This window comes from Mesorhizobium sp. M4B.F.Ca.ET.203.01.1.1 (assembly GCF_004791025.1).
GTDB lineage: Bacteria > Pseudomonadota > Alphaproteobacteria > Rhizobiales > Rhizobiaceae > Mesorhizobium > Mesorhizobium abyssinicae.
In genome coordinates this window covers 598,119-622,344 of sequence record NZ_SRUO01000001.1, presented here as the reverse complement: position 1 = coordinate 622,344, position 24,226 = coordinate 598,119, and the positions used below count along the sequence as shown (strand labels likewise).

The window sequence follows — 24,226 nt, the reverse complement described above, 5'->3', positions numbered from 1 at the left end:
AAATATAGAGTTTTTCGGCCCGAATTGCACCTTTGGCCCAGTTCAAGCCGGTCTTGCGGCTCTCAGCCGTTCGATCGCCATCAGCACCCGCTCTGGCGTCGCCGGCGCGTCGAGGCGCGGGCAGATCCTGTGGTCGGCGACGCTCGCCACCGCGTCCGACAGCGCGTGCAGCACCGACATGCCGAGCGGGAAGGGCGGCTCGCCGACCGCCTTGGAGCGGTGCACGGTCGGCTCATGCGCCTCCGGCCAGTCGGCCAGCGTGACGTTGAAGATCTTCGGCCGGTCCGACGCCAGCGGGATCTTGTAGGTCGACGGCGCGTGCGTGCGCAGCCGGCCCTTCTCGTCCCACCACAGTTCCTCGGTGGTCAGCCAGCCCATGCCCTGGATGAAGCCGCCCTCGATCTGGCCGAGGTCGATGGCACGGTTCAGCGAGCGGCCGGTCTCGTGCAGTATGTCGGTGCGCTCGACCACGTATTCGCCGGTCAGCGTGTCGACCGACACTTCCGAGCACGATGCGCCATAGGCGAAGTAGTAGAAGGGGCGACCCTCGCCCTTGTCGCGGTTCCAGTGGATCTTCGGTGTTTTGTAGAAGCCGGCTGCCGAGAGCTGGATGCGCGCCATATAGGCCTGCTTGACGAGGTCGGCGAAGGCGATCTCCTGGTTGCCGATGCGAACCCGGTTGGGCAGGAACAGCACCTGGTCGCGCGGCACCTGGTATTTCTCGGCCGCGAAATTGGTCAGCCGGTCCTTGATCTGGCGGGCGCCGTTCTGCGCCGCCATGCCGTTGAGGTCGGAGCCGGACGACGCCGCGGTGGCCGACGTGTTCGGCACCTTGCCGGTTGTCGTGGCGGTGATCTTGACCTGGTCGAGGTCGATCTGGAACTCTTCCGCCACCACTTGCGCGACCTTGAGATAGAGGCCTTGCCCCATCTCGGTGCCGCCATGGTTCAGATGCACCGAGCCGTCGGTATAGACGTGCACCAGCGCGCCGGCCTGGTTGTAATGCGTGGCAGTGAACGAGATGCCGAACTTCACCGGTGTCAGCGCCAGGCCGCGCTTGATGAAGCGGCTGTTGGCGTTGAAGGCCCTGATTTCACGCCGGCGCCGCTCATAGTTCGAGCTCGCCTCCAGCTCGGCAATGATGCGGTGGATGATGTTGTCCTCGACCGTCTGATGGTAGGGCGTGACGTTGCGGTCGCTGGTGCCGTAGAAATTCTTCTTGCGGATCTCGAGCGGATCCTTGCCGACGGCAAAGGCGACCTCGTCGATGACGCGCTCGGCGCCGACCATGCCCTGCGGCCCGCCGAAACCGCGGAAGGCGGTGTTCGACACCGTGTTGGTGTAGAGCGGCGCCGACTGCGCATGCACCGCTGGCCAGAAATAGGTGTTGTCGCAATGGAACAGCGCGCGGTCGGTCACCGGGCCCGACAGGTCCGAGGAGAAGCCGCAGCGCGCCGCGAACATGAAGTCGACGCCGAGTATGTTGCCGTCGTCGTCGAAGCCGACCTCGTAATCGACGACGAAGTCGTGGCGCTTGCCGGTGGCGGTCATGTCGTCGTCGCGGTCGGGCCGGATTTTCACCGCGCGGTGGTGCCGTTTCGCTGCGATCGCCGCCAGCGCGGCAAATTGGTTGCCTTGCGTCTCCTTGCCGCCGAAGCCACCGCCCATGCGGCGAATCTCCACCGTGATGGCGTTGCTCGGCACCCCCAGCGCGTGGCTGACCATATGCTGGACTTCGCTCGGATGCTGGGTAGAGGAATAGATGGTGACATCCTCGTCCTCGCCGGGGACGGCCATGGCGATATGGCCTTCCAGGTAGAAATGCTCCTGGCCGCCGACGCGCATTTTTCCCTTGAGCTTGCGCGGCGCTGCCTTGATCGCCGCCTCCGCGTCGCCGCGCTTCAGCGTCAGCGGCGGCGTGACCAGCTTGTCTTTCCTTGGGTTTAGCTCGCCGATGTCGGTGACGAAGGGCAATTGCTTGTATTCGACCTTGGCCAGCCGGGTGGCGCGGCGCGCCTGTTCGCGCGTCTCGGCGATGACGCAGAAGATCGGCTGGCCGTAGAACTCGACCTTGCCGTCGGCGAGCACCGGCTCGTCATGGCGGCCGGTCGGCGAGATGTCGTTCTCGCCGGGCACGTCCTTTGCCGTCAGCACGTCGACGACGCCCGGCGCCGCGCGCACCGCCGACAGGTCCATCCGGGTGATGGTGGCATGCGTTGCTGCCGAAAGGCCGAGGCAGCCATGCAGCGTGCCCGCCGGCTCCGGCATGTCGTCGATATAGACCGCCGTGCCGCTGACATGTTTGTGCGCGGAATCGTGGCGCTGGTCGCTGGCGACGCCGCCCTGGATCTTCTGCGCCTTCAGGTTGGGAACGTGCTTGGTCATTGGGCGCCTCCTTTGCCTTCTCCCCGTTCACGGGGAGAAGGTGGCCCGAAGGGCCGGATGAGGGGCAGCGCCGACATTAATGATTTTGCGAAAAGTGGCCGACGGTAGCGCCGCCCCTCATCTGCCTGCCGGCATCTTCTCCCCGTGAACGGGGAGAAGGACGCTGTCCGTCCGCTCGCGTTGGCTTGCATCAGGCCGCCTCGTCACGTGACACTTGGAACGGCGCCTTCGTTCCCATTGTTTCGATGTAGAAGCGCAGCAGAAGGTTCTTCCCCGCCAGCGCCCGATATTCGGCGCTTGCCCGCATATCGGTGAGCGGCGTGAAATCGCTGGCGTACTCGGCCATCGCGGCCTCCACGGTTTCCTCTGTCCACGGCTTGCCGAGCAGCGCCTTCTCCACCGCGAAAGCCCGCTTCGGCGTCGCCGCCATGCCGCCATAGGCGATGCGGATATCGGCGACGGTGCCGTTCCTGGCAAGGGTGAGGTGGAAGGCGCCGAGGGCGGCGGTGATGTCCTCGTCGCGGCGCTTGGTGATCTTGTAGACGGCGAACTTTGCCGCCTTGGCCGGCACCGGCACATGCACGGCCTCGACGAACTCGCCCGGCCGCCGGTCCTGCTTGCCATAGGCGACGAAGAAATCTTCGAGCGGGATCGTGCGCCGCTTGCCGCCGCGGCGCAGCGTCAGCCGCGCGCCGAGCGCGATCAGCGGCGGCGGCGTGTCGCCGATCGGCGAGCCATTGGCGATGTTGCCGCCGATCGTGCCCATGTTGCGCACCTGCTCGCCGCCGATGCGGTCGAACAGCGGCCCGAGCGCCGGAAGGCGCTTCGACAGCGTCGCGAAGGCTTCACTGTAGGTGATGCCGGCGCCGATCGAGATCACGCCCTTGTCCTCGGATATCGTGCACAGCCCGTCGAGATTGCCGATGAAGACCGCCGGCCCGATGTCGCGCATATGCTTGGTCACCCAAAGCCCGACATCGGTGGAACCGGCAACCAGCGTCGCGCCCGGCTCCTTGTCGAGCAGCTTGGCCAGATCGTCGGCGTCGGCGGGCACGATCAGCCGCGCCTTGCCCGCGCCGATCTCCACCCGCGCGCCGTCCTTCAGCGCCGCAAGCCTTGCGGTGATCGACTTGCGCTCGGCCGCCAGCGGGTCTTTCGCCGCCTTGCCGTAGCGGGAAATGGCCCGCGCCGCGCGCATGATCGCCTCATAGCCGGTGCAGCGGCAGAGATTGCCCTGCAGCGCCTTCTCGATCGCCGCGTCCGACGGGTCGGGCGAGCGCATCCACAGCGCGTAGAGCGACATCACGAAGCCCGGCGTGCAGAAGCCGCATTGCGAGCCGTGGAAATCGACCATCGCTCGCTGCACCGGATGCAGGTTTTCGCCGGTGCCGCGCAGATGCTCGACGGTGACGACGTGAGTGGCGTCGAGCGAGCCGAGGAAGCGGATGCAGGCGTTGACGCTTTCATAGACCAGCCGGCCGGCGGAAAGCCTGCCGACCAGCACCGTGCAGGCGCCGCAGTCGCCCTCGGCGCAGCCTTCCTTGGTGCCGCGCAGCGTCCGGTCGAGCCGCAGCCAGTCGAGCAGGGTCGCATCGGGCGCGACATCGGCCAGCGCGATGTCCTCGCCGTTGAGGATGAAGCGGATTTCGTTGCGGGTCTTGACCTTGGCCATCTCTCAACTTCCCCGATAGGTCGAATAGCCATAGGGCGAGATCAGCAGCGGCACATGGTAGTGGCGCGCTTCCGCCATGCCGAAGCGGATCGGCACGATGTCGAGGAAGGCCGGCTCCGGCAGGCTGGTCCCTTGCCGGCGCAGATAGTCGCCGGCGGCGAACACCAGTTCGTATTCGCCGGTGCGGAAATCGGCGCCGGCAAGCAGCGGCGCATCACAGCGGCCATCGTCGTTGGTGACCACCGTTTTCAGATGCGCCCGCGTCTGCCGCTCGATGCGGAACAGCTCGATCGACAGGCCCTTGGCCGGCCTGCCGGTCGCGGTGTCGAGCACATGGGTCGTCAGGCGCCCGCCATCGGCTTTCGACGTTTCTGCCACTGCCGTCTCCCATCCCCGTACTGTCGAACGTTTCTGGTCAATTGTGCGCCCATTAAAGGCGATGCATAAGTCCCGGTCGAGCGGAGCGTGACAAAAAGCACTTTCAAAAATTTTCGGGGGAATGCACGAGCACTCCTTTCGATATCTTCACCTCAACGATCCGGCAGGAGTGACAATGCGTTACGAACGGGACATGCGCGGCTATGGGGCCAATCCGCCCGATCCGAAATGGCCCGGCGGCGCACATGTGGCGGTGCAGTTCGTCGTCAATTACGAAGAGGGCGGCGAGAACTGCGTGCTGCACGGCGACAAGGCTTCGGAAGCCTTCCTGTCGGAGATCGTCGGCGCCGCGCCCTGGCTCGGCCAGCGCCACTGGAACATGGAATCGATCTACGAATATGGCGCCCGCGCCGGCTTCTGGAGGCTCCACCGGCTGTTCACCGAAGCGCAAGTGCCGGTGACCTGCTACGGCGTCGCCACTGCGCTCGCGCGCTCGCCCGACCAGGTGGCGGCCATGCAGCAGGCCGGCTGGGAGATCGCCTCGCACGGGCTGAAATGGATCGACTACCGCGATCATTCGCCCGAAGACGAGAAGCGCGACCTCGAAGAGGCGATCCGGCTGCATTACGAGGTGACCGGCGCCCGGCCGACCGGCTGGTACACCGGCCGCACCTCGGTCAACACGCTGCGGCTGGTCGCCGAGGAGGGCGGTTTCGACTACGTCTCCGATACCTATGACGACGAATTGCCCTACTGGTTCGACCGCGGCGGCCTGGAGAAGCCGCAGCTCGTCATCCCCTATACGCTCGACGCCAACGACATGCGCTTCGCTACGCCGCAAGGCTTCAATTCCGGCGACCAGTTCTTCGCCTATCTGAAGGACAGTTTCGACACGCTCTATGCCGAGGGCAGGGACGGGCGGCCGCGCATGATGAATATCGGCCTGCATTGCCGGCTGGTCGGTCGTCCGGGCCGCGTGGCGGCGCTGAAGCGCTTCGTCGATTATGTCAAATCGCATGACCGGGTCTGGCTGGCGCGGCGCATCGATATCGCCAGCCACTGGCGCGAGACGCATCCTTACCAGGCGCCGGCGCTGCGTCCGTCGCGGATGGAGTTCGAGGCCTTCGTCCATGCCTTCGGCAGCGTCTTCGAGCATTCGCCCTGGATCGCAGAGCGCGCCTACGAGCTGGAACTCGGCCCGGCGCATGACAGCGCCGGCGGCGTGCACAACGCGCTCTGCCGCGTCTTCCGCGCCGCAACCGAGGCCGAGCGGCTGTCCGTGCTCAACGCCCATCCCGACCTTGCCGGCAAGCTGGCGAAGGCCAGGCGGCTGACGGCGGAATCGGCCAGGGAGCAGGCCTCCGCCGGGCTCGACGCGCTGACCGACAAGGAACGCGAGCTGTTCTCCAAGCTCAACGCCGCCTACGTCACCACTTTCGGCTTCCCCTTCATCATCGCCGTCAAGGGCAAGAGCAAGGACCATATCCTGGCGGAGTTCGAGCGGCGCATCGGCAACAGCCGCGCCACCGAGTTCGAAACCGCCTGCAAACAGGTCGAGCGCATCGCGCTGCTTCGGCTGAAAGACATGCTGCCGCTCTAAATGTTTGGTTTTACGCAACTCCGGACGAAACACCGTCACACACTGGATTTGCTCTGAGGATCAGGACTATGGACATGATCAAGACGCCCGAGCGCACCTACTACGCACCGCATGGCGGCCATCCCGGCCAAAGCGAGCTGCTGACCGGTCGCGCCGTCTTTACCGAGGCCTATGCCGTCATCCCCAAGGGGGTGATGCAGGACATCGTCACCAGCGCCTTGCCTTTCTGGGACAAGACTAGGGTCTGGATCATCGCGCGGCCGCTGTCGGGCTTTGCCGAGACCTTCTCGCAATACATCGTCGAGGTCGAGCCCGGCGGCGGCAGCGAGCGGCCGGAGCCGGATGCCGGCGCCGAGGGCGTGCTGTTCGTGGTCGAGGGCGAGCTCAGCGTTTCGCTCGCCGGCAAGAAGCACGTGCTTCGCCCCGGCGGCTTCGCCTTCCTGCCGCCGGCGAGCGGCTGGACGGTGCGCAACGAAAGCAAGGCCGCCGTTCGCTTCCACTGGGTGCGCAAGGCCTATGAGCCGGTGGACGGGCTCGATACGCCACCGCCCTTCTTCGCCAACGAGCAGGACATCGCGCCGAGCCCGATGCCCGGCACCGCAGGCCGCTGGGCGACGACCCGCTTCGTCGACCCCGCCGACCTGCGCCACGACATGCATGTCACCATCGTCACGCTGGAGCCGGGCGCCGTCATCCCCTTCGCCGAGACCCATGTCATGGAGCATGGCCTGTACGTGCTGGAAGGCAAGGCCGTCTACCGGCTCAACCAGGACTGGGTGGAGGTCGAGGCCGGCGACTATATGTGGCTGCGCGCCTTCTGCCCGCAGGCCTGCTATGCCGGCGGCCCGGGAAAATTCCGCTATCTGCTCTACAAGGACGTCAACCGTCACGCCAAGCTCGGCGGCGCCGGCCTCGGAGGCCGCGCGCGGTGACCCGCATCGTCGCCCGGCCGCTGACGCGCGAGAACTTCGCCCCGTTCGGCGACGTCATCGACATGGGCGGCGACAATCACTACCCGATCAATGCCGGCAAGGCCGAGCGCTACCACGACCTCGCCACCGCCGAAGCCGCCGGGCCGAACGCCAGGGTGCTGATCTCGATGGTGCGCGGCACGCCCTATGAGATGCCGCTCAAGCTGACCATGGTCGAGCGCCATCCTTTCGGCAGCCAGGCCTTCATCCCGCTGTCGCCGCGCCCTTTCCTGGTCGTCGTCTGCCATGACGGCAAGGACGGCCCCGGCGAGCCGCATGCCTTCATCACCGCGCCCGGCCAGGGCATCAACTACCGCCGCAACCTCTGGCACGGCGTGCTGACGCCGATCGGCGAGGCGCAGGACTTCCTGATCGTCGACCGCGGCGGCGACGGCTCCAACCTCGAAGAGTGCCATTTCTCGCACCCCTACGAGATTCACCTTCCCTGAGTACCGAGACCCCATCATGACCGACATTTCGCTGATCGACCGCCTGCTCGACGTCATCGAGCACGACATCGTGCCGAAGACGGCCGCGGGCGTCGCCCATGGCAATAAGCTGTTCGGCGCCGCGATCCTGAGGAAGGACGACCGCTCGCTGGTGCTTGCCGAGACCAACAACGAGATCGAAAACCCGCTCTGGCACGGCGAAGTGCATTGCCTGAAGCGCTTCTACGAAATGCCGAAGGCCGAGCGCGTCGAAACCGGCGACGCGATCTTTCTCGCCACGCACGAGCCCTGCTCGCTCTGCCTGTCGGCCATCACCTGGACCGGCTTCGATAATTTCTACTACCTCTTCAGCCATGAGGATTCGCGCGACAGCTTCGCCATCCCGCATGACCTGAAGATCCTGAAGGAGGTCTTCACCCTCGACCCAGGCAGCTACAATGCCGAGAACGCCTACTGGAAGAGCTTTTCCATCCGCAGGCTGGCGCGGGCGCTGCCGGAAGCTGAGCGCAGCCGGCTGGAAGCGCGTATCGGCAAGATTTCCGCGCGCTACGACGAACTGTCCGGCGCCTATCAGGAAAGCAAGGCCGACAACGACATTCCGCTGAACTGATCTCTTTCCGCTCAAATCCGCCAGCCTCTTGAGTTGCCACCTTTATGGTGGCATAGTAGGCTATGGAGAAACGCAGGCCGACATACGATCTTGATGCGATCAAGGCGACGTTTCGGTCTGTCGATACTCTGGCAATCACAACATCCGCACTAAGGGGTGCTGTTGGCCTCGGGTTCGATCGCGCCGGAATTGTTGAGGTGGTTGGCAGCATGACGCGGAAGATGTTCGTGAAATCGATGACGACCTTCGCGGATCACCGGGTCTGGCAGGATGTCTATCATGTGCCGGCGCGCGACGTGCTTCTCTACGTGAAATTCCAGGCGGATGTCGTGACCGAATTCACGGTCATGGCGTTCAAGGAGAAATGACCATGGCGAAGGAAACAACTGCAACCATGATCTCTCCCGAAACCGGAGAGACACTTACCCGCGGCGTGCGCCCATTCAATGTGGCCTACAAAGGCGAGAGCATGGTGGTCGACCTGCCGGGTTACTATCCTGCATCCGAAGGCGAAGGCGTGCATGTCGGGGACGATATGGCGGCCGTTGATGCCGCCCTCCGCGTACTCAAGGAGAAGGTTGACGGTGTGCCAGCGCCGGCAACTATTCGGCGCATGCGAACGAGGCTCAAGCTTTCACAACGCGAGGCTGGCTCTCTGTTCAGAGTCGGCGAGAACGCCTTCGACAAATATGAGCGGGGCTTGATCGAGCCCAGCGGCCCGACCATCCAACTGATGACGCTTCTCGAAAAGCATCCCGAACTTCTGGATGAATTGCGTTAGCGGCCCAGGTCGCATTTTTTGATGCTCCAGTCGCGAATGGCGATTGAAAGTCGCCACGCTGCGGAGCGTTATGCCCGCCATGAAAACCGTCACCGAATTTCCCCGCAGGGTCGTCGAATTTCCCGACATGGGCATCGTCATGCCGGATGGCTGCCGGCTGTCGGCGCGCATCTGGATGCCGGAGGACGCCGCCGACGATCCGGTGCCGGCGATCCTCGAGCATCTCCCCTACCGCAAGCGTGACGGCACCATCTTCCGCGATCAGCTGACGCATCCCTATTTCGCCGGCCACGGCTACGCCTCGATCCGTGTCGACATGCGCGGCAATGGCGATTCCGAAGGGCTGATGGACGACGAATATTCCGAGCAGGAACTGCAGGATGCCTGCGACGTCATCGCCTGGGCGGCGGCCCAGCCCTGGTGCAACGGCAATGTCGGCATGATGGGCATTTCCTGGGGCGGCTTCAACTGCCTGCAGGTCGCGGCCAAACAGCCGCCGGCCCTGAAGGCGGTAATCAGCCTGTGCTCGACCGTCGACCGCTATGCCGACGACATCCATTACAAGGGCGGCTGCCTGCTGATCGAGAATTTCGGCTGGGCCTCGACCATGCTCTCTTACTCGTCGCGGCCGCCGGATCCACTGATCGCCGGCGGCAACCGCTGGCGCGATTTGTGGCTCGACCGGCTGGAGAACCAGTCCTTCCTGGCGCCGCTCTGGCTCAGCCATCAGCATCGCGACGCCTATTGGAAGCGCGGCTCGATCTGCGAGGATTTCTCCGCCGTCAAGGCGGCGGTGCTGTCGATCGGCGGCTGGCATGACGGCTACCGCAACACCATCTCGCACCTGGTCACCAACATCGAGGCGCCGGTCAAGGGCATCGTCGGCCCGTGGATCCACAAATACCCACACTACGCCGGACCCAGGCCGGCAATCGGCTTCCTCCAGGAGGCCCTGCGCTGGTGGGACCGCTGGCTGAAGGGGGCCGAGACCGGCGTCGAGGCCGATCCCGACTACCGCGCCTATGTGATGGACAGCGTGCGGCCGGCACGCTGGCACCCGGAGCGGCCAGGCCGCTGGGTGGCCGAGCAGGAATGGCCGTCGTCCAACGTCAAGGTAGAAGCGATCGAGCTGATTCCGGAAGGCGCCAAGCCTGCCATCGTCGCCACGCCGCAAAGCTGCGGCCTTGCCGGCGGCGAATATTTCCCCTTCACCTTCGGGCCGGAACTGCCGGGCGACCAGCGCCCCGACGATGCCCTGTCGGTGTGTTTCGACCGGCCGGTGCTTGATCGGGCGATTGACATTGTCGGTGCGCCGGAGCTCCTGGTCAGGGTCGCCTCCGACCGGCCCCAGGCCAACATCGCTGTCAGGCTCTGTGACGTCCATCCCGACGGCGCCTCGGAACTGATCTCCTACGGCGTGCTCAACCTGACGCACCGCAATTCGCATGAATTCCCCGAGGCGCTGCTGCCGGGCGAGAGTGTCTCGGCCCGTGTCGTGCTCGACCAGTGCTCCTACCGCGTGCCGGCCGGCCACCGGCTGCGCATTGCCGTTTCAAACGCCTACTGGCCGATGATCTGGCCCTCGCCGGAGCCGGTCCGCCTCGACCTGTCGAAGGCCACGCTCAACCTGCCGGTCCGGCCGCTGGCGACAGGCGACGAAGTTTCGTTCCCCGCCCCCGAGGGCGCCACGCCCTGGCAGACCGAGACGATCCGCCCCGCCAGTTCCGAGCGCCATGTCGACCGCGACGAGAAGACCGGCATCGTCACGCTTTCCATCACCGATGATTTCGGCGCTGTGCGCGACCTCGCGCATGGTCTCGCCAATGGCAGCATCGTCAGGGAGGTCTGGGCGATCCATCCCGACGATCCGTCGTCAGCCTCAGGAAAAACCCACTGGACACAGACTTTGTCGCGAAATGGATGGTCGGTGCGCACCGAGACCTTCGCGGCGATCCATTCCGACCCGCAAAACTTCGTGCTGAGCGCCAGAATCGAGGCCTATGAGGGCGAAAACCGCGTCTTCGAACGCGACTTCGAACAGAAGATTCCACGCGCTCTCGTCTGAGAGCTGGCAGGATTGGTCCAATTGCGACGCGCCATTTACGCCACGGCATGTCGCATTCGGTCTTGCTTACAGCTTTCCGTTGCGCTCATTATCCTCACAAGAAACAAGAAACGGCCGCAAGGTCGAACCATCAGAGTGAGGAACCTGCAATGTCTAACGAACTGGACTATCTCAGCCGTCGTGTCGCCGCCGGCAAGCTCAGCCGTCGCGACTTTCTCGGCCGCGCCGCCGCGCTCGGCATCTCCGCTCCCTTCGCCAATTCGCTGCTTTCGAGCGCGGCCCGCGCCGCCGGTCCGGTCAAGGGCGGCACGCTGAAGGCCGGCCTCGTCGGTGGTGAATCCACCAACAGCCTCGATCCGGCGCTGATGATGACCCAGGTGCCGTTCGCCTTCGGCAAGTGCTGGGGCGAAATGATCGTCGAGCTGTCGCCTGACGGCAAGCTCGAGAACCGCATCGCCGAGGAGATCGGCTCCTCCGATGATGCCAAGGTCTGGACGCTGAAGATTCGCGACGGTGTCGAATTCCACAACGGCAAGACCGTGACCGCCGAGGACGTCGCCGCCACGCTCGAACGTCACTCCGACGAGAAGTCGAAATCCGGCGCTCTCGGCTACATGAAGGGCATCGAGAGCATCAAGGCCAGCGGCAAGGAAGTGGTGCTGACGCTGAAGGAGGCCAATGCCGACCTTCCCTACCTGCTGAGCGACTATCACCTGATCGTCCAGCCGAACGGCGGCAAGGACAAGCCCGATGCCGGCATCTCGGCGGGCCCCTATGTGGTCAAGACCAACGAGCCCGGCGTGCGCCATGTAGGCGAGCGCTTCGCCAACTACTGGCAGGGCGACAAGATGGGCCATGCCGACCAGATCGAAGTGGTTGTCATCAACGACGCGACGGCGCGCACCGCGGCCCTGCAGGGCGGCCAGGTCAACATGATCAACCGCGTCGAGCCGAAGATCGTCGACCTGATCAAGCGCGTGCCGGGCGTCACCATCCGCAACCATGCGGGCCCCGGCCACTACGTGTTCATCATGCATTGCAACACGGCGCCGTTCGACAACAACGATCTCAGGATGGCGCTGAAGCTGGCCATCGACCGCGAGGAGATGCTGAACAAGGTGCTGCGCGGCTACGGCTCGCTTGGCAACGACTTCCCGATCAACGCGGCCTACCCGCTGTTCACCGAGATCGAGCAGCGCAAGTACGATCCGGACAAGGCCAAGTTCCACTACAAGAAGTCCGGCCATGACGGCTCGGTGCTGCTCAGGACCTCCGATGTCGCCTTCCCCGGCGCCGTCGATGCCGCGCAGCTCTACCAGCAGAGCGCGGCCAAGGCCGGCATCAAGCTCGAGATCAAGCGCGAGCCGGGCGACGGCTACTGGAACGAGGTCTGGAACAAGCAGCCCTTCTGCGCCTCGTATTGGGGCGGCCGCTCGACCCAGGACCAGATGTACTCGACCGCCTATCTGTCGACGGCCGACTGGAACGACACGCGCTTCAAGCGTCCGGACTTCGACAAGATGGTGCTGGCCGCGCGCGCCGAGCTGGACGAAGCCAAGCGCAAGGCGATGTACCATGACATGGCCGTCATGGTGCGCGACGAGGGCGGTCTGATCCTGCCGATGTTCAATCAGTTCATCGATGCCACCGGCGCCAAGGTCGGCGGCTGGGTCGACGATCCGCATCAGGAGCTGATGAACGGCTACGCTCTGGCGAAGTGCTGGCTCGAAGCCTGAGTTCGGCCTTGCGGAGATGTCCTCACCCATCGTGAAACTGGTGGCCCAGCGCGTTGCGCTGGGCATCCTCCTCTTGTTGGCCGTTTCGGTCCTGATCTTCGCCGGCACCCAGATCCTGCCCGGCGACGTCGCGCAAGCCATTCTCGGACAATCGGCGACGCCGGAGTCGCTCGCCAATCTGCGCGAGCAGCTCGGGCTCAACCAGCCTGCCTATCTCCGCTACTTCCACTGGCTGGGCGGCGTGCTCACCGGCGATCTCGGCACCGCCATGTCGAGCGGGCAGGACATTGCGACATCGATCAAGGACCGGCTGTGGAACACGCTGTTCCTCGCCTTCTGGGCGGCGATCGTCGCCGTGCCGCTGGCGATCATCCTCGGTCTGATCGCGGTGCGTTACCGCAACGGCTGGGTCGACAAGCTGATCTCCGGCGTGGCGCTGGCCTCGACCTCGTTCCCGGAATTCTTCATCGGCTATGTGCTCGTCTTCTACTTCGCAGTGCAGCACCAATGGTTCCCGGCCATCTCCACCGTCTATGAGGGTATGCCGTTCGGTGAGCGCATGCAGGCCATCGCCTTGCCTGCGGCGGCGCTGACGTTGGTGGTTCTGGCCCACATGATGCGCATGACGCGCGCGGCGATCCTCAACGTCATGCAGTCGGCCTATGTCGAGACGGCCGAGTTGAAGGGTCTGTCGGCCTTCGCCGTCATCCGCAAGCATGCGTTCCCGAACGCCATCGCGCCGATCATCAACGTCGTCATGCTCAACCTCGCCTATCTCGTCGTCGGCGTCGTCGTGGTCGAGGTGATCTTCGTCTATCCCGGCATGGGACAGTATCTGGTCGACCACGTCACCAAGCGCGACGTGCCGGTCGTTCAGGCGGTCGGCCTGATCTTCGCCGCCGTCTATATCAGCCTCAACATCATCGCGGACATTGCGGCGATCGTCGCCAATCCGCGCCTCAGGCATCCGAAGTAGGAGGTAGCGGGACATGCTGAATATTGCACGCATCCCCCTACCGGCATTGATCGGTATCGTGCTGACCTCGCTGTTCGTGCTGGCAGCGATCTTCGCGCCGTGGATCGCGCCGCACGGCAATGCCGAGATTGTCAGCGACGTCCCTTGGGAGCCGATGTCATCGGCGCACTGGCTGGGCACCGACAATCTCGGCCGCGACCTGCTGTCACGCATGATCTACGGCGCCCGCATCACCCTGTTCATCGCGGTGCTGGCCACCGCGCTGTCCTTCTCGCTCGGCGCCATACTCGGTTTTTCGGCCGCGGTGTTCGGCGGCTGGTACGACACCATCCTGTCGCGCCTCATCGACCTGCTGATGTCGATCCCGACGCTGATCATGGCCCTCGTCGTGCTTTCGGTGCTCCCCTCCAACGTGGTGACGCTGATCCTGGTGATGGGCGTTCTCGACTCCACCCGCGTCTACCGGCTGTCGCGCGCGGTCGCCGTCGACATCAACGTCATGGATTATGTCGAAGCCGCCAAGCTGCGCGGCGAAGGCAGCGCCTGGATCATCTTCCGCGAGATCCTGCCCAATGCGCTGTCGCCGCTGGTCTCGGAGCTTGGCCTGCGTTTCATCTATGCGGTGCTGTTTTTGTCGACGCTCTCCTTCCTCGGCCTCGGCGTGCAGCCGCCGGACGCCGACTGGGGCGGCATGGTGAAGGAAAACAAGGACGGCATCGTCTTCGGCATCGCGGCGGCGCTGATCCCGGCCGCGGCGATCGCGGCGCTTGCCATCTCCGTCAATCTCGTCGCCGACTGGGTGCTCAACCGGACGGCAAGCCTGAAGGGAGGGCGCGGGTGATGGCTGACACCAAAGCGAAGCCCGGCATGCTGCTCGACATCCGCAACCTGCGCATCGAAGCGACCGTCTATCCGCCCGGCGAGCAGCCGAAGACCATCACGCTGGTGCACGACGTCTCGCTGACGCTGGAAAAGGGCAAGGTGCTCGGCCTGATCGGCGAGTCCGGCGCCGGCAAGTCGACCATCGGCCTGTCGTCGATGGGCTATGGCCGCGGCGGCGTGCGCATCACCGGCGGCGAGGTCATCCTCAACGGCCGCGACATCCTGAAGGGCGGCAAGGAAGGCTTCCGCAGGTTGCGCGGCCGCGAGGTCTGCTATGTCGCGCAGTCGGCGGCCGCCGCCTTCAATCCCGCCCACAGGCTGATGGATCAGGTGGTGGAGGCAGCCCTTCTGCACGGCACGGCGACCCGGGCCGAGGCCGAGAAACGTGCCGTCGCGCTGTTCAAGAAACTCAGCCTCCCCAACCCGGAAACCATTGGCGAACGCTTCCCGCACCAGGTCTCCGGTGGTCAGCTGCAGCGCGTCATGACGGCGATGGCGCTGTGCTCCGAACCCGACCTGATCGTCTTCGACGAGCCGACCACCGCGCTCGACGTGACGACGCAGATCGACGTGCTGGCGGCGATCAAGGACGCCATCCGCGACACGCATGTCGCGGCGCTCTACATCACCCATGACCTTGCCGTCGTCGCCCAGGTGTCGGACGAGATCATGGTGCTGCGCCACGGCCGGCTGGTCGAATGGGGCGGCACCCGCCAGATCATCAAGGAACCGCGCCAGGAATACACCAACGCGCTGGTCTCGGTGCACGAGATCGCGCACCAGGAGCAAACGCCCGGCACGACGCCGGTGCTGTCGGTGAAGAACGTGACCGCCGCCTATGGCCGCAGCCACATCAAGGTGCTGAAAAACGTTTCGGTCGACATCTTTCCGGGCCAGACGCTGGCCGTCGTCGGCGAGTCCGGTTCGGGCAAGTCGACGCTGGCGCGCGCCATCACCGGCTTGCTGCCGCCCGAGCAGGGCAGCGTCGTCTTCGATGGCCGCACGCTCGGCAACAAGCTCGTCGACCGGCCGAAGGAGGATCTGCGCCAGCTGCAGATGATCTACCAGATGGCCGACGTGGCGATGAATCCGCGCCAGACGGTCGGCACCATCATCGGTCGGCCGCTCGAATTCTATTTCGGCATACGCGGCAGCGAGCGCGACCGGCGCGTCGCCGAGCTGCTCGACAAGATCGAGATGGGCAAGGGTTTCGTCGACCGCTACCCGGCCGAGCTCTCCGGCGGCCAGAAGCAGCGCGTCTGCATCGCCCGCTCGCTCGCCGCCAAGCCGAAGCTGATCATCTGCGACGAGGTGACGTCGGCGCTCGACCCGCTGGTCGCGCATGGCATCCTCGAACTGCTGCTCGGCCTGCAGAAGGAGGAAGGCGTCGCCTATCTGTTCATCACCCACGATCTCGCCACGGTGAAGTCGATCGCCGATTCGATCGCGGTGATGTATCGCGGCGAGGTGGTGCGCTACGGCGCCAAGAGCAAGGTGCTGGCACCGCCCTTCGATGCCTACACCGATCTCTTGCTGTCCTCGGTTCCCGAAATGGAGATCGGCTGGCTGGAGAAGGCGATCGCGGGTCGTCGCATGGCGAGCGCGGGCAACTAGGGCCCAGGAAGCATCGGCCTGCCCGTTTCACGGGTGTGGGCGCCGCGTGTCCGAGAGACCCGCGGCGTTCCGATTTCAAAGGACATTGGAATGGAGCCGCCGGTGGCGCTCGCGACAAAGCTTCTGCTTATCATCCTCGACGGCGTGCCCTACCGGAACTGGCGCCGGCTCATGGGTAATCTCGAAGGCTGGGTCCAGTCGGGCGAGGCGCGGGTCTGGAAGATGCGCTCGGTGCTCCCGTCGACCTCGGCCTGCTGCTATGCCTCGATCCACACCGGCGTTGCGCCGCAGGTGCATGGCATCCTGTCCAATGAGAACCGGTTCAGGGTCGAGCAGCCGGACATCTTCTCCGAGGTCAGCAAGGCCGGCGGCAGGACGGGCGCGGTCACCCATTCCTACTGGTCGGAATTCTTCCGCTCCTATCCGTTCGACCTCGTCGAGGACATGGAGTTCGACGAGCCGGGCGGGCCGATCACCCATGGCCGCTTCCACACCATGACCGGCTACAATGCCAGGAACCAGATGACGCCCAGCGATGCCGACCTGTTCGCCACGCTGACCATGCTGGCCAGGCGCCACGGCATCGACTACGGCATCCTCCACACCTGCACGCTGGATTCGATGGGGCATCGCTTCGGCCATGACTGCCATGAGATGGACCATGCCGTCTATGCGATGGATGCCATGCTCGCCGGCTTCCTGCCGCTCTGGCGGCAAGCCGGCTACGAGGTGATCGTCACCGCCGACCATGGCCAGACCGACCGCGGCCACCACGGCGGCCATGACGACGAGATGCAGGATTTCGCCCTATACTATTTCGGCCCGGGCAAAGGTCCCGAGCCAGACACGCTGCTCGACCAGTTGCAGCTGGCGCCGACGGTGCTGAAGCGCCTCGGCGTGCCCGTGCCAGAGACGATGAAGGCGAAGCCGTTTTTGGGGTGAAACGCGGCGTTGGCGCCCCCTCTCCCCGTCACTATACGGGGAGAGGGTAAGGGTGAGGGGCAGCGCCAACATCGACAATTGCCGACGCCGGCGCCGCCCCTCATCCGCCTGCCGGCAGCTTCTCCCCGTATAGTGACGGGGAGAAGGCAGATACTCTGGCAACGTCCCCGCTCTTCGGTTAGCCTCCCGAAAATTCCTTGGCGGAAGGATGAACCTTTTTGGACCGATCGGCGACAGAGCTACGAGGAGCCAGGCGGCTCGACCGGCCATGACGGCGGCGATGGAGACCGATCGCGCGCTTGTCGACCGGGTCGCGAAGGGCGACCGGGCTGCCGTGCGGCTCCTGTTCATGCGTCACCATGCGCGGGTCTACCGTTTCGTGGTGCGCCAGACGGGATCGGAAATGATGGCCGACGATATCGCGAACGAGGTGTTCCTCGAACTGTGGCGCCAGGCGCCCAGCTTCGAAGGGCGCTCGGAAGTCTCGACATGGCTGCTCGGCATCGCCCGCTTCAAGGCGCTGTCCTCGCTGCGCAAGAAGAAGGAGGACTGGATCGACGACGATGACGCGGCCCAGGTCCCCGACAGCGCCGACACGCCGGAAGTCGTCACCATGAAGGAAGACAAGGGCGCCGCCCTGCGGCGCTTCGTCGACGCCCTGCCGGAGGAGCATCGCACGGTGATCGACCTCGCCTATTACCACGGACAGTCGGTGACCGAGATCGGCGAGGTGCTCGGCATTCCCGTCGCCACCGTCAAGACCAGGATGTTCTACGCCCGCAAGAAACTCGGCGAGGCCCTCAAGGCTGCCGGTTACGACAGGGGGTGGCCATGAGCGCCGCTGAAAAGATGTCGCGCCGCGACGAGATGGAAACGCTGCTGCCGTTCTACCTGAACGGCTCGCTGGAAGGCGCCGAGCTGGAAGCCGTCGAGGAATGGCTGGCGAACGATCCGGCCGCACTTGCCGCGCTCGGCGAGGCCGAGGCCGAATTCTCCGGCACCGCCGCCGCCAACGAGGCGATCCGCCCGCCGGCCGATGCGCTGAGCCGCTTCGCCCGCGCCCTCGAAGCCGAGGCCGGTCCGGCGCGTGCGCCGGCCAGCCCGTCATGGCTCACGCAGGCCCTCAATCGCTTCATGGCGGTGCCCGCCACCGTCGCCTGGGCGGCTGCGGCGGCCCTGCTGGCGCTGGTGGTGGTGCAATCCTTCGTTGAGCCCGGCGGCAAGGGCAACGATTTCGAGATCGCCGGCGCCGAGGACGAGCTGGCGAAGCTGCCGTTCGCGCTGGTCAAGTTCAAGCCGGAGGCGAAGATGGCTGATATCGCCGCCTTCCTCGATCGGAACAGGCTGAAAATCGCCGGCGGGCCGACCGCCGACGGCGTCTTCCGCATCGCCATCCCGGCCGAGACCGGAGACGATTACAAGAAGCTGCTCGGCCTTATTGCCGCCCAGCCTTTCGCCGATGCTGTGATCGAGGGAAGGAAACCGGCCAGTGGCGGCTAAACCGGTCATCGCGTTTGGGTTCCTGCTGGCGGCGATGACAATCGCCGCCATGCCCGTTTTTGCCCAGAGCGAGGACCAGCCGCCGGCCAAGACCGGGTGTCCCGACGGGACAAACGCCGCCGGCGCCGACTGCGCCAAGGATGATGGCGGCGGTACGCCTGGTGCCGGCCCTGCAGGCGCCGTCTTTCTGCCTGCCCTGATCGTCGACCTGTTCCCCAATCCTCCCGGCGGCGCGACGCCGGTGCCGACGCCCGATCCGCGTCGCGATCCGGCCAGCTCGCTGCCGCCGCCGGCCCAGCCCGCGCCGCCCGTGCAAGCGCCGGCGCTTGGCGGTCCGATCATTTCGCCGACCGACCTCATCGCCACCGAGCCGCAGCGCGCCATCGTCGGCGATTTCGTGCCGGACGAGGTGCTGGTGACGGTCGACGGCGATGCCGCCACCGTGCAGCAGATCGCCGCTTCCTTCGGGCTCGAAGTGCGCTCCGAGCGGCAGTCGCGCCTGCTCGGCACCACGCTGGCGCGCTTCGGCATTCCCGACGGCCGCCCGGTCGGCGTCGTGCTGGCGCAACTGGCCGCCGACGGCCGCACCAGGCGCCGCGAGCCCAACCATGTCTATTCGCTGCAGCAGGCGGCCGGCATCGTCAACTATGCCTTCGACCGCATCGCGCTCGATGCTGACCAGGCGAGCGGCGAGAATGTCCGCGTCGCCGTCATCGACACCGGCATCGACGACACCAACCCGGCGCTGTCGGGCGTCATCGCCGACCAGTTCGACGCCATGCCCGCCGTGGCGGTCGAAAAGCGCGACCACGGCACCTCGATCGATGGCCTGATCGCCGGCGTCGGCGCGCTCAAGGGCATGGCGCCTGGCGCGAAGATCTACCATGCCCGCGCCTTCGAGGGCGGCAAGTCGACCATGGACGTCATCCTGTCGGCGCTCGACTGGGCGGCAGAGCAGGATGTGCGCATCATCAATATGAGCTTCGTCGGCCCGAAGAACGACCTGCTCGGCATTGCCTGCCGCAATGCCCGCGCGCTGGGCATCGTCCTGGTCGCCGCCGCCGGCAACAACGGCCCGAAGGCTCCCTATGGCTACCCGGCCGCCTTCGACGGCGTCATCGCGGTGACCGCCACCGACGCCAAGGACGGGCTGATGCCGCAGGCCAATCGCGGCGCCTATGTCTTCATCTCCGCTCCCGGCGTCGAGGTGGTGGCGCCGAGCGGCGCCGGCTCGGACGTGGTGACCGGCACCTCCTTCGCCGCCGCGATCGTCAGCGGCGCCATCGCCAATTTGATCCACGCCGCGCCGGACCGCTCGGCCGACGACATCGAGAAGGCGCTCGCCGCCACCGCCAAGGATCTCGGCCCGAAAGGGCGAGACAATGATTTCGGCTATGGGCTGCTGGATACCAAGGCGGCCGAGACGGCGAAGGAATAGTCCGTCGCCAGTATGCGAATGTGAATCGAAATTCCTGAAGGTTCGATAAATGAGAAGCTCTCAAATGGAGATATACTTCTGGTCATCGGTTTTATATTACATCGTGTTCGGAGTCGCATCTATAGCTATTATTATTTCGACCGACGCACTTGGTATTTCATGGACCCTCATCGCAGTAGTTGGATACATTACTCTAATTTATACTCTCAACATATGGCGACGGAGGAGGCATCCGAGAAGCGTCTATCAGATTAAGTTGGCGCAACGGCGATCGGACGACTAGTTGCGGCCGTCCGCGGTAGGTTCAACTCTATTGCTCTGGGCCTTCTACCCCGGCGCCCCGGCCACAGAACCCCGCACCACCAGATCCACCGGCCAGACCTCGCCGCGGTGTCCGGAGTGCTTGGAGAATCTCGATGTCGTGGAAACTGGATGAAACCGCGCAAACGTCTGCGGGCGCGGTGGCGGCGGGTCGGGCTGGCAACGGGCCATCGCTCGTGCTTGCCCATGGCTGGCCGTGGTCCTCGTTCTCATGGCACCGGATCATTCCGGCCCTGGCGCGGCGATACCATGTCCATTGGTACGACATGCCCGGATACGGGCGATCCGACAAAGCCGCGGACCAGCGCACCTCGCTCGATGTGCAAGGCAAGGTCTTTGCAGAGATGCTTGCCCATTGGCGCCTCCAGCGGCCCATGGTTGTTGCCCACGACATGGGAGGCGCGACGACGTTGCGGGCGCATCTGCTGCACGGCTGTGATTTCGACCGCTACGTTTTGATGAATGTCGTCGCCATGCGCCCCTGGGGATCGGAGTTCTTCGACCATGTCGGCCGTCACGTGGATGCCTTCCTGGGCTTGCCGGCGCACATCCATGAAGCCGTCGTGGCGGCTTACGTCAAGGGAGCGATCGTCAATGAGATCGATCCTGGAGATTTCGACAAGCTTGTGGAGCCGTGGCTGTCCGAGGAGGGAAGGGTGAGCTTCTATCGGCAATTCGCGCAAGCCGATGAAAGATACACCGCCGAGGTCGAGCCGATGTTCAAAGATATACGCTGTCCGGTAGAGATCATCTGGGGCGAGGACGACCCATGGATACCGCTGGAGCGAGGCAAAGCGCTTCACGCACTCATCCAGCAGGCATCGTTCGAAACACTGCCCGGCGTCGGCCATCTTCCTCAGCTCGAAGCGCCAGATCTGGTGCTGGGGCGGCTGAACAGGTTCTTGTCACGCGAACCCGAAGGCTGATCCGCATGGTTTGAGTTTGATCCTACGTAGGCGCCCCGGCCACAGACCCCCGCACCACCAGATCCACCGGCCAGACCTCGCCGCGGGCGCCCTCTTCCAGTCCCGATATGCGCGCCGCGAGACGCTCGGCGACGCGGGCGCCTGCGAGGCGGATCGACGAGCGCGTCGTCGACAGCGGCACCGGGAAATTCTCCGGCTTCAGCCAGGGAAAGACGTCGTCATGCGCGATCAAGGAGAGGTCGCCGGGAATGGAGAGGCCAAGGTCGCGCACCGCGCGCACCACGCCGAGCGACATGATCAGGCTGGAGCAGGCGATCGCCGTCGGCGGCTCGCTCTGCTCGAGCAGGCGCCTGGCGGCGCGGTAGCCGTTCTCCTCGGTCATGGTGAGCGAACAGATATGGCGCTCGCCAAGCACGAGGCCAGTCGTGGCGAGTGCGCGGCGCATGCCGCGCTCGCGATGGATGGCGAAAGTCTCGCGGTCGTCGCCGTTGATCAGCGCAAGCCGCCTGTGGCCGAGCTGGATCAGCAGCCGCGCCGCCTCGTGGAAGGCGCCCTCGTTGTCGATGTCGAGGAAGGCATAGTCGAAGTCGAAGCCCTCGCTGCGGCCATGAACGATGAAGGGAATGCCGAGCGTGTTGAGCAGCGCCACCCGCCGGTCGGCCGGCCGCGGCGAGGAGATGTAGACCGCGTCGACCTGCCGGTTGGCGACGATGCGCCGGTAGGTTGTCTCCTGGTCGTCGGCGTCCGCCGGCGACAGCACCAGGTCGAGCTCGTGCGAGCGGGCATAGTCGCCGAGGCCGGACAGGAACTCGACGAAGTGCGGATCGATGTCGACGGCGGCGCCGGTCGGCAGCACATAGCCGATCATCCCGGTCTTTCCGGTCGCCAGTCGCCGCGCGCTCGGATTGGGGCGGTAGCCATGGCGCTTGGCCGCGTCCATCACCCGCCGCCGCGTTTCCTCGTTGACCTCGGGGTAGCCGTTCAGCGCCCGGCTCACCGTGGTCTGCGAGAGCGCCAGCATGTGAGCGAGCTGTTTAAGGTTCACCGGAGGCCTCCAAGCCTCAAAGCGCTTTTAATTTGAGTCAAAACGACAACCAACGCTGGTGACGTCCAACGGGTCGACCATAAGCACCGTTCAGATGGGTTTGAAGCAAAATTTGCTGCTGCAGCGCCAAAAAAACGTGCTGCAGCGCACTTTCTACGCACCTATTTGCAGAAATTAAATCGATTAGCCTTCTGCCCCTCTTGACTCCCGCTCGATTCAATGGCGAGATCAAAACGACCAAAGCGCTTTGGAAGACTCTTCGAAAGGTTGCGGTTCCTTTCTGACTGAGTCACAGTCCTGCGGCGTCGGCGGACGGAATGGAGGTTCCGTCCGATTGTTTGTGACCACTGGGAGGAATACCGATGAAGAAGATGCTTCTGCTGGGCGCCGCGTTCGCTACGCTCGCCTTGAGCCTGCCGGCGCAAGCCGAACTGAAGTTCAAGCCGGGCGAGGACCCGCGCTTCAACTGGCAGAACTACGAGGATCTCAAGAAGGTCGACCTCAAGGGCGAGACGCTGACCATCTTCGGGCCATGGCGCGGCGAGGACGAAGGCCTTGTGCGCACCGTTCTCGAATATTTCCAGGAAGCGACCGGCGTCGAGATCAAGTACTCCTCGTCGGAGAATTACGAACAGCAGATCGTCATCGACACCCAGGCCGGCAGCCCGCCCAACATCGCCGTGCTGCCGCAGCCGGGCCTGATTCAGGACCTGGCTTCCAAGGGCCTTTTGACGCCGCTTGGCGACGACACCGCCAAATGGGTCAAGGACAATTACGGCGCCGGCCAGTCCTGGGTCGACCTCGGCACCTTCAAGGACAAGGACGGCAAGCCGGGCTTCTTCGCCTTCCCGTACAAGGCGGATGTGAAGTCGCTGGTCTGGTATTCGCCGGATAATTTCGAGGAAGCCGGCTACAAGGTCCCGAAGACGCAGGAAGAGCTCGCCGAGCTCGAGAAGAAGATCATCGCCGACGGCGGCAAGCCGTGGTGCATCGGTCTCGGCTCCGGCGGCGCCACCGGCTGGCCGGCGACCGACTGGGTCGAGGACATCATGCTGCGCACGCAGACCCCCGATGTCTACGACAAGTGGGTGAAGAACGAGATCCCGTTCAACGATCCGGCCGTGGTCAACGCCATCGACATCTTCGGCAAGATCGCGACCGACGACAAGATGGTCGACGGCGGCGCCAAGGCGGTTGCCGCGACCGACTTCCGCGACAGCCCGAAGGGACTCTTCTCGGTGCCGCCGAAGTGCTACCTGCACCATCAGGCCTCGTTCATCCCGACCTTCTTCCCGGAGGGCACGAAGCTCGGCCAGGATGCCGACTTCTTCTACTTCCCGCCCTATGCCTCGAAGCCCGACCTTGGCACCCCGGTGCTCGGCGCCGGCACGCTGGCCATGATCACCAAGGATTCGAAAGCGGCCCGCGCCTTCATCGAATTCCTGAAGATGCCGCTTGCGCATGAGATCTGGATGGCCCAGGGCGGTTTCGTGACGCCGTTCAAGGCGGTCAACAAGGACGCCTATGCCAGCGACGCGCTGAAGAAGCAGGGCGAGATCCTCGCCAACGCCTCGACCTTCCGCTTCGACGGTTCCGACCTGATGCCGGGCAAGATCGGCGCCGGCTCCTTCTGGACCGGCATGATCGATCTCGTCGGCGGCAAGTCCGCCCAGGATGTCGCCACCGACATCCAGAAGAGCTGGGACGCGATCAAGTAGGCGATCGTTCCCGCGGCCGGAAGCTCTTGCTTCCTCCTCCCAAGCGGATCCGGGCCTTTCGCGCCCGGATCCGGCTGGCCCATCGCAGCATCTCATCCCGGTAGGGCCGGGATGGACCAGGTTCCAGTCGAAGCCCAGTCGTGAAAGCGTAGACATTCCGGCATGCGGCGCGGCCGGCGGAAGCGGACAAGTCCGCTTTCATGTCCCGTTCGCGCTC

21 protein-coding genes are annotated in these 24,226 nt (G+C 64.9%); 17 read left to right on the top strand and 4 right to left on the bottom strand.

Annotation, left to right across the window (positions count from 1 at the left end; all coding sequences use genetic code 11):
- Positions 1 to 42: 42 nt before the first annotated feature.
- The 3 genes from xdhB to uraH form a co-directional block, all read right to left on the bottom strand.
- Positions 43 to 2,385 (bottom strand): xanthine dehydrogenase molybdopterin binding subunit, encoded by a 2,343-nt coding sequence (xdhB, locus tag EN846_RS02855; protein ID WP_127391960.1) that lies wholly within the window; start codon positions 2,383 to 2,385, stop codon positions 43 to 45.
- Between the two features lie 190 nt (positions 2,386 to 2,575).
- A complete protein-coding gene (gene xdhA, locus EN846_RS02850) occupies positions 2,576 to 4,057 on the bottom strand; it encodes a xanthine dehydrogenase small subunit (protein WP_127311421.1) in 1,482 nt (493 codons plus the stop codon).
- Between the two features lie 3 nt (positions 4,058 to 4,060).
- Positions 4,061 to 4,435, bottom strand: coding sequence for a hydroxyisourate hydrolase (gene uraH / locus EN846_RS02845; protein WP_127285650.1), 375 nt, complete (start codon positions 4,433 to 4,435; stop codon positions 4,061 to 4,063).
- Positions 4,436 to 4,610: 175 nt separating this feature from the next.
- Here uraH and puuE point away from each other — a divergent pair, with 175 nt between their 5' ends.
- From puuE to EN846_RS02760, 16 genes are all read left to right on the top strand, one after another.
- A complete protein-coding gene (gene puuE, locus EN846_RS02840; RefSeq protein WP_127311420.1) occupies positions 4,611 to 6,035 on the top strand; it encodes an allantoinase PuuE in 1,425 nt (474 codons plus the stop codon).
- Positions 6,036 to 6,103: 68 nt separating this feature from the next.
- Positions 6,104 to 6,967, top strand: a complete 864-nt coding sequence (locus EN846_RS02835; protein WP_127311419.1) for a bifunctional allantoicase/(S)-ureidoglycine aminohydrolase — start codon at positions 6,104 to 6,106, stop codon at positions 6,965 to 6,967.
- The gene (locus EN846_RS02830) at positions 6,964 to 7,455 is read left to right on the top strand and encodes an ureidoglycolate lyase (RefSeq protein ID WP_127285653.1); all 492 of its coding nucleotides are present in this window, start codon (positions 6,964 to 6,966) and stop codon (positions 7,453 to 7,455) included. Before EN846_RS02835 ends, EN846_RS02830 begins: the two co-directional genes overlap by 4 nt.
- A gap of 16 nt (positions 7,456 to 7,471) precedes the next feature.
- A complete protein-coding gene (locus EN846_RS02825; protein WP_127393539.1) occupies positions 7,472 to 8,065 on the top strand; it encodes a nucleoside deaminase in 594 nt (197 codons plus the stop codon).
- A gap of 62 nt (positions 8,066 to 8,127) precedes the next feature.
- Entirely contained in the window at positions 8,128 to 8,433 is a 306-nt protein-coding gene (locus EN846_RS02820) for a type II toxin-antitoxin system MqsR family toxin (RefSeq protein WP_127393540.1), read from the top strand.
- Positions 8,434 to 8,435: 2 nt separating this feature from the next.
- Entirely contained in the window at positions 8,436 to 8,846 is a 411-nt protein-coding gene (locus EN846_RS02815) for a type II toxin-antitoxin system MqsA family antitoxin (protein ID WP_245493328.1), read from the top strand.
- A gap of 79 nt (positions 8,847 to 8,925) precedes the next feature.
- Positions 8,926 to 10,911: a CocE/NonD family hydrolase gene (locus EN846_RS02810; protein ID WP_128346219.1), complete on the top strand. Its 1,986-nt coding sequence runs from the start codon at positions 8,926 to 8,928 to the stop codon at positions 10,909 to 10,911.
- 149 nt (positions 10,912 to 11,060) lie between these two features.
- Positions 11,061 to 12,647, top strand: coding sequence for an ABC transporter substrate-binding protein (locus EN846_RS02805; RefSeq protein ID WP_127285656.1), 1,587 nt, complete (start codon positions 11,061 to 11,063; stop codon positions 12,645 to 12,647).
- Between the two features lie 16 nt (positions 12,648 to 12,663).
- A complete protein-coding gene (locus tag EN846_RS02800) occupies positions 12,664 to 13,623 on the top strand; it encodes an ABC transporter permease (RefSeq protein ID WP_127285657.1) in 960 nt (319 codons plus the stop codon).
- A gap of 13 nt (positions 13,624 to 13,636) precedes the next feature.
- A complete protein-coding gene (locus tag EN846_RS02795) occupies positions 13,637 to 14,464 on the top strand; it encodes an ABC transporter permease (RefSeq protein ID WP_127285658.1) in 828 nt (275 codons plus the stop codon).
- On the top strand, positions 14,464 to 16,119 hold the full coding sequence (locus tag EN846_RS02790) for an ABC transporter ATP-binding protein (RefSeq protein ID WP_127311196.1): 1,656 nt from the start codon (positions 14,464 to 14,466) through the stop codon (positions 16,117 to 16,119). Before EN846_RS02795 ends, EN846_RS02790 begins: the two co-directional genes overlap by 1 nt.
- 102 nt (positions 16,120 to 16,221) lie before the next feature.
- Positions 16,222 to 17,061: an alkaline phosphatase family protein gene (locus EN846_RS02785; protein ID WP_127287200.1), complete on the top strand. Its 840-nt coding sequence runs from the start codon at positions 16,222 to 16,224 to the stop codon at positions 17,059 to 17,061.
- Positions 17,062 to 17,329: 268 nt separating this feature from the next.
- Positions 17,330 to 17,896, top strand: a complete 567-nt coding sequence (locus EN846_RS02780) for a sigma-70 family RNA polymerase sigma factor (RefSeq protein WP_127310071.1) — start codon at positions 17,330 to 17,332, stop codon at positions 17,894 to 17,896.
- The gene (locus EN846_RS02775; RefSeq protein ID WP_128346217.1) at positions 17,893 to 18,561 is read left to right on the top strand and encodes an anti-sigma factor; all 669 of its coding nucleotides are present in this window, start codon (positions 17,893 to 17,895) and stop codon (positions 18,559 to 18,561) included. Before EN846_RS02780 ends, EN846_RS02775 begins: the two co-directional genes overlap by 4 nt.
- Positions 18,551 to 19,999 (top strand): S8 family serine peptidase, encoded by a 1,449-nt coding sequence (locus EN846_RS02770; protein ID WP_127283618.1) that lies wholly within the window; start codon positions 18,551 to 18,553, stop codon positions 19,997 to 19,999. Before EN846_RS02775 ends, EN846_RS02770 begins: the two co-directional genes overlap by 11 nt.
- Positions 20,000 to 20,415: 416 nt before the next feature.
- On the top strand, positions 20,416 to 21,246 hold the full coding sequence (locus EN846_RS02760; protein WP_127310073.1) for an alpha/beta hydrolase: 831 nt from the start codon (positions 20,416 to 20,418) through the stop codon (positions 21,244 to 21,246).
- 22 nt (positions 21,247 to 21,268) lie between these two features.
- On the opposite strand, the gene EN846_RS02755 is transcribed toward EN846_RS02760, so the two are convergent.
- Positions 21,269 to 22,291, bottom strand: a complete 1,023-nt coding sequence (locus EN846_RS02755; RefSeq protein ID WP_127392523.1) for a substrate-binding domain-containing protein — start codon at positions 22,289 to 22,291, stop codon at positions 21,269 to 21,271.
- 362 nt (positions 22,292 to 22,653) lie between these two features.
- Between EN846_RS02755 and EN846_RS02750 the strand changes: the two genes are divergently transcribed.
- Positions 22,654 to 24,009 carry an ABC transporter substrate-binding protein gene (locus EN846_RS02750; RefSeq protein ID WP_127392524.1) on the top strand — a complete coding sequence of 452 codons (1,356 nt, stop codon included), beginning with the start codon at positions 22,654 to 22,656 and terminating at the stop codon, positions 24,007 to 24,009.
- Positions 24,010 to 24,226: the final 217 nt, after the last annotated feature.

What these genes read in the sequence shown, in the direction of transcription:
- xdhB (WP_127391960.1), bottom strand. Translation starts at nt 2,385, where the DNA reads ATGACCAAGCACGTTCCCAACCTGAAGGCGCAGAAGATCCAGGGCGGC.
- EN846_RS02820 (WP_127393540.1), top strand. Translation starts at nt 8,128, where the DNA reads ATGGAGAAACGCAGGCCGACATACGATCTTGATGCGATCAAGGCGACG.
- EN846_RS02795 (WP_127285658.1), top strand. Translation starts at nt 13,637, where the DNA reads ATGCTGAATATTGCACGCATCCCCCTACCGGCATTGATCGGTATCGTG.
- EN846_RS02750 (WP_127392524.1), top strand. Translation starts at nt 22,654, where the DNA reads ATGAAGAAGATGCTTCTGCTGGGCGCCGCGTTCGCTACGCTCGCCTTG.
- EN846_RS02815 (WP_245493328.1), top strand. Translation starts at nt 8,436, where the DNA reads ATGGCGAAGGAAACAACTGCAACCATGATCTCTCCCGAAACCGGAGAG.
- EN846_RS02835 (WP_127311419.1), top strand. Translation starts at nt 6,104, where the DNA reads ATGGACATGATCAAGACGCCCGAGCGCACCTACTACGCACCGCATGGC.
- EN846_RS02810 (WP_128346219.1), top strand. Translation starts at nt 8,926, where the DNA reads ATGAAAACCGTCACCGAATTTCCCCGCAGGGTCGTCGAATTTCCCGAC.
- EN846_RS02825 (WP_127393539.1), top strand. Translation starts at nt 7,472, where the DNA reads ATGACCGACATTTCGCTGATCGACCGCCTGCTCGACGTCATCGAGCAC.
- EN846_RS02780 (WP_127310071.1), top strand. Translation starts at nt 17,330, where the DNA reads ATGACGGCGGCGATGGAGACCGATCGCGCGCTTGTCGACCGGGTCGCG.
- xdhA (WP_127311421.1), bottom strand. Translation starts at nt 4,057, where the DNA reads ATGGCCAAGGTCAAGACCCGCAACGAAATCCGCTTCATCCTCAACGGC.
- puuE (WP_127311420.1), top strand. Translation starts at nt 4,611, where the DNA reads ATGCGTTACGAACGGGACATGCGCGGCTATGGGGCCAATCCGCCCGAT.
- EN846_RS02805 (WP_127285656.1), top strand. Translation starts at nt 11,061, where the DNA reads ATGTCTAACGAACTGGACTATCTCAGCCGTCGTGTCGCCGCCGGCAAG.
- EN846_RS02775 (WP_128346217.1), top strand. Translation starts at nt 17,893, where the DNA reads ATGAGCGCCGCTGAAAAGATGTCGCGCCGCGACGAGATGGAAACGCTG.
- EN846_RS02760 (WP_127310073.1), top strand. Translation starts at nt 20,416, where the DNA reads ATGTCGTGGAAACTGGATGAAACCGCGCAAACGTCTGCGGGCGCGGTG.
- EN846_RS02800 (WP_127285657.1), top strand. Translation starts at nt 12,664, where the DNA reads ATGTCCTCACCCATCGTGAAACTGGTGGCCCAGCGCGTTGCGCTGGGC.
- EN846_RS02790 (WP_127311196.1), top strand. Translation starts at nt 14,464, where the DNA reads ATGGCTGACACCAAAGCGAAGCCCGGCATGCTGCTCGACATCCGCAAC.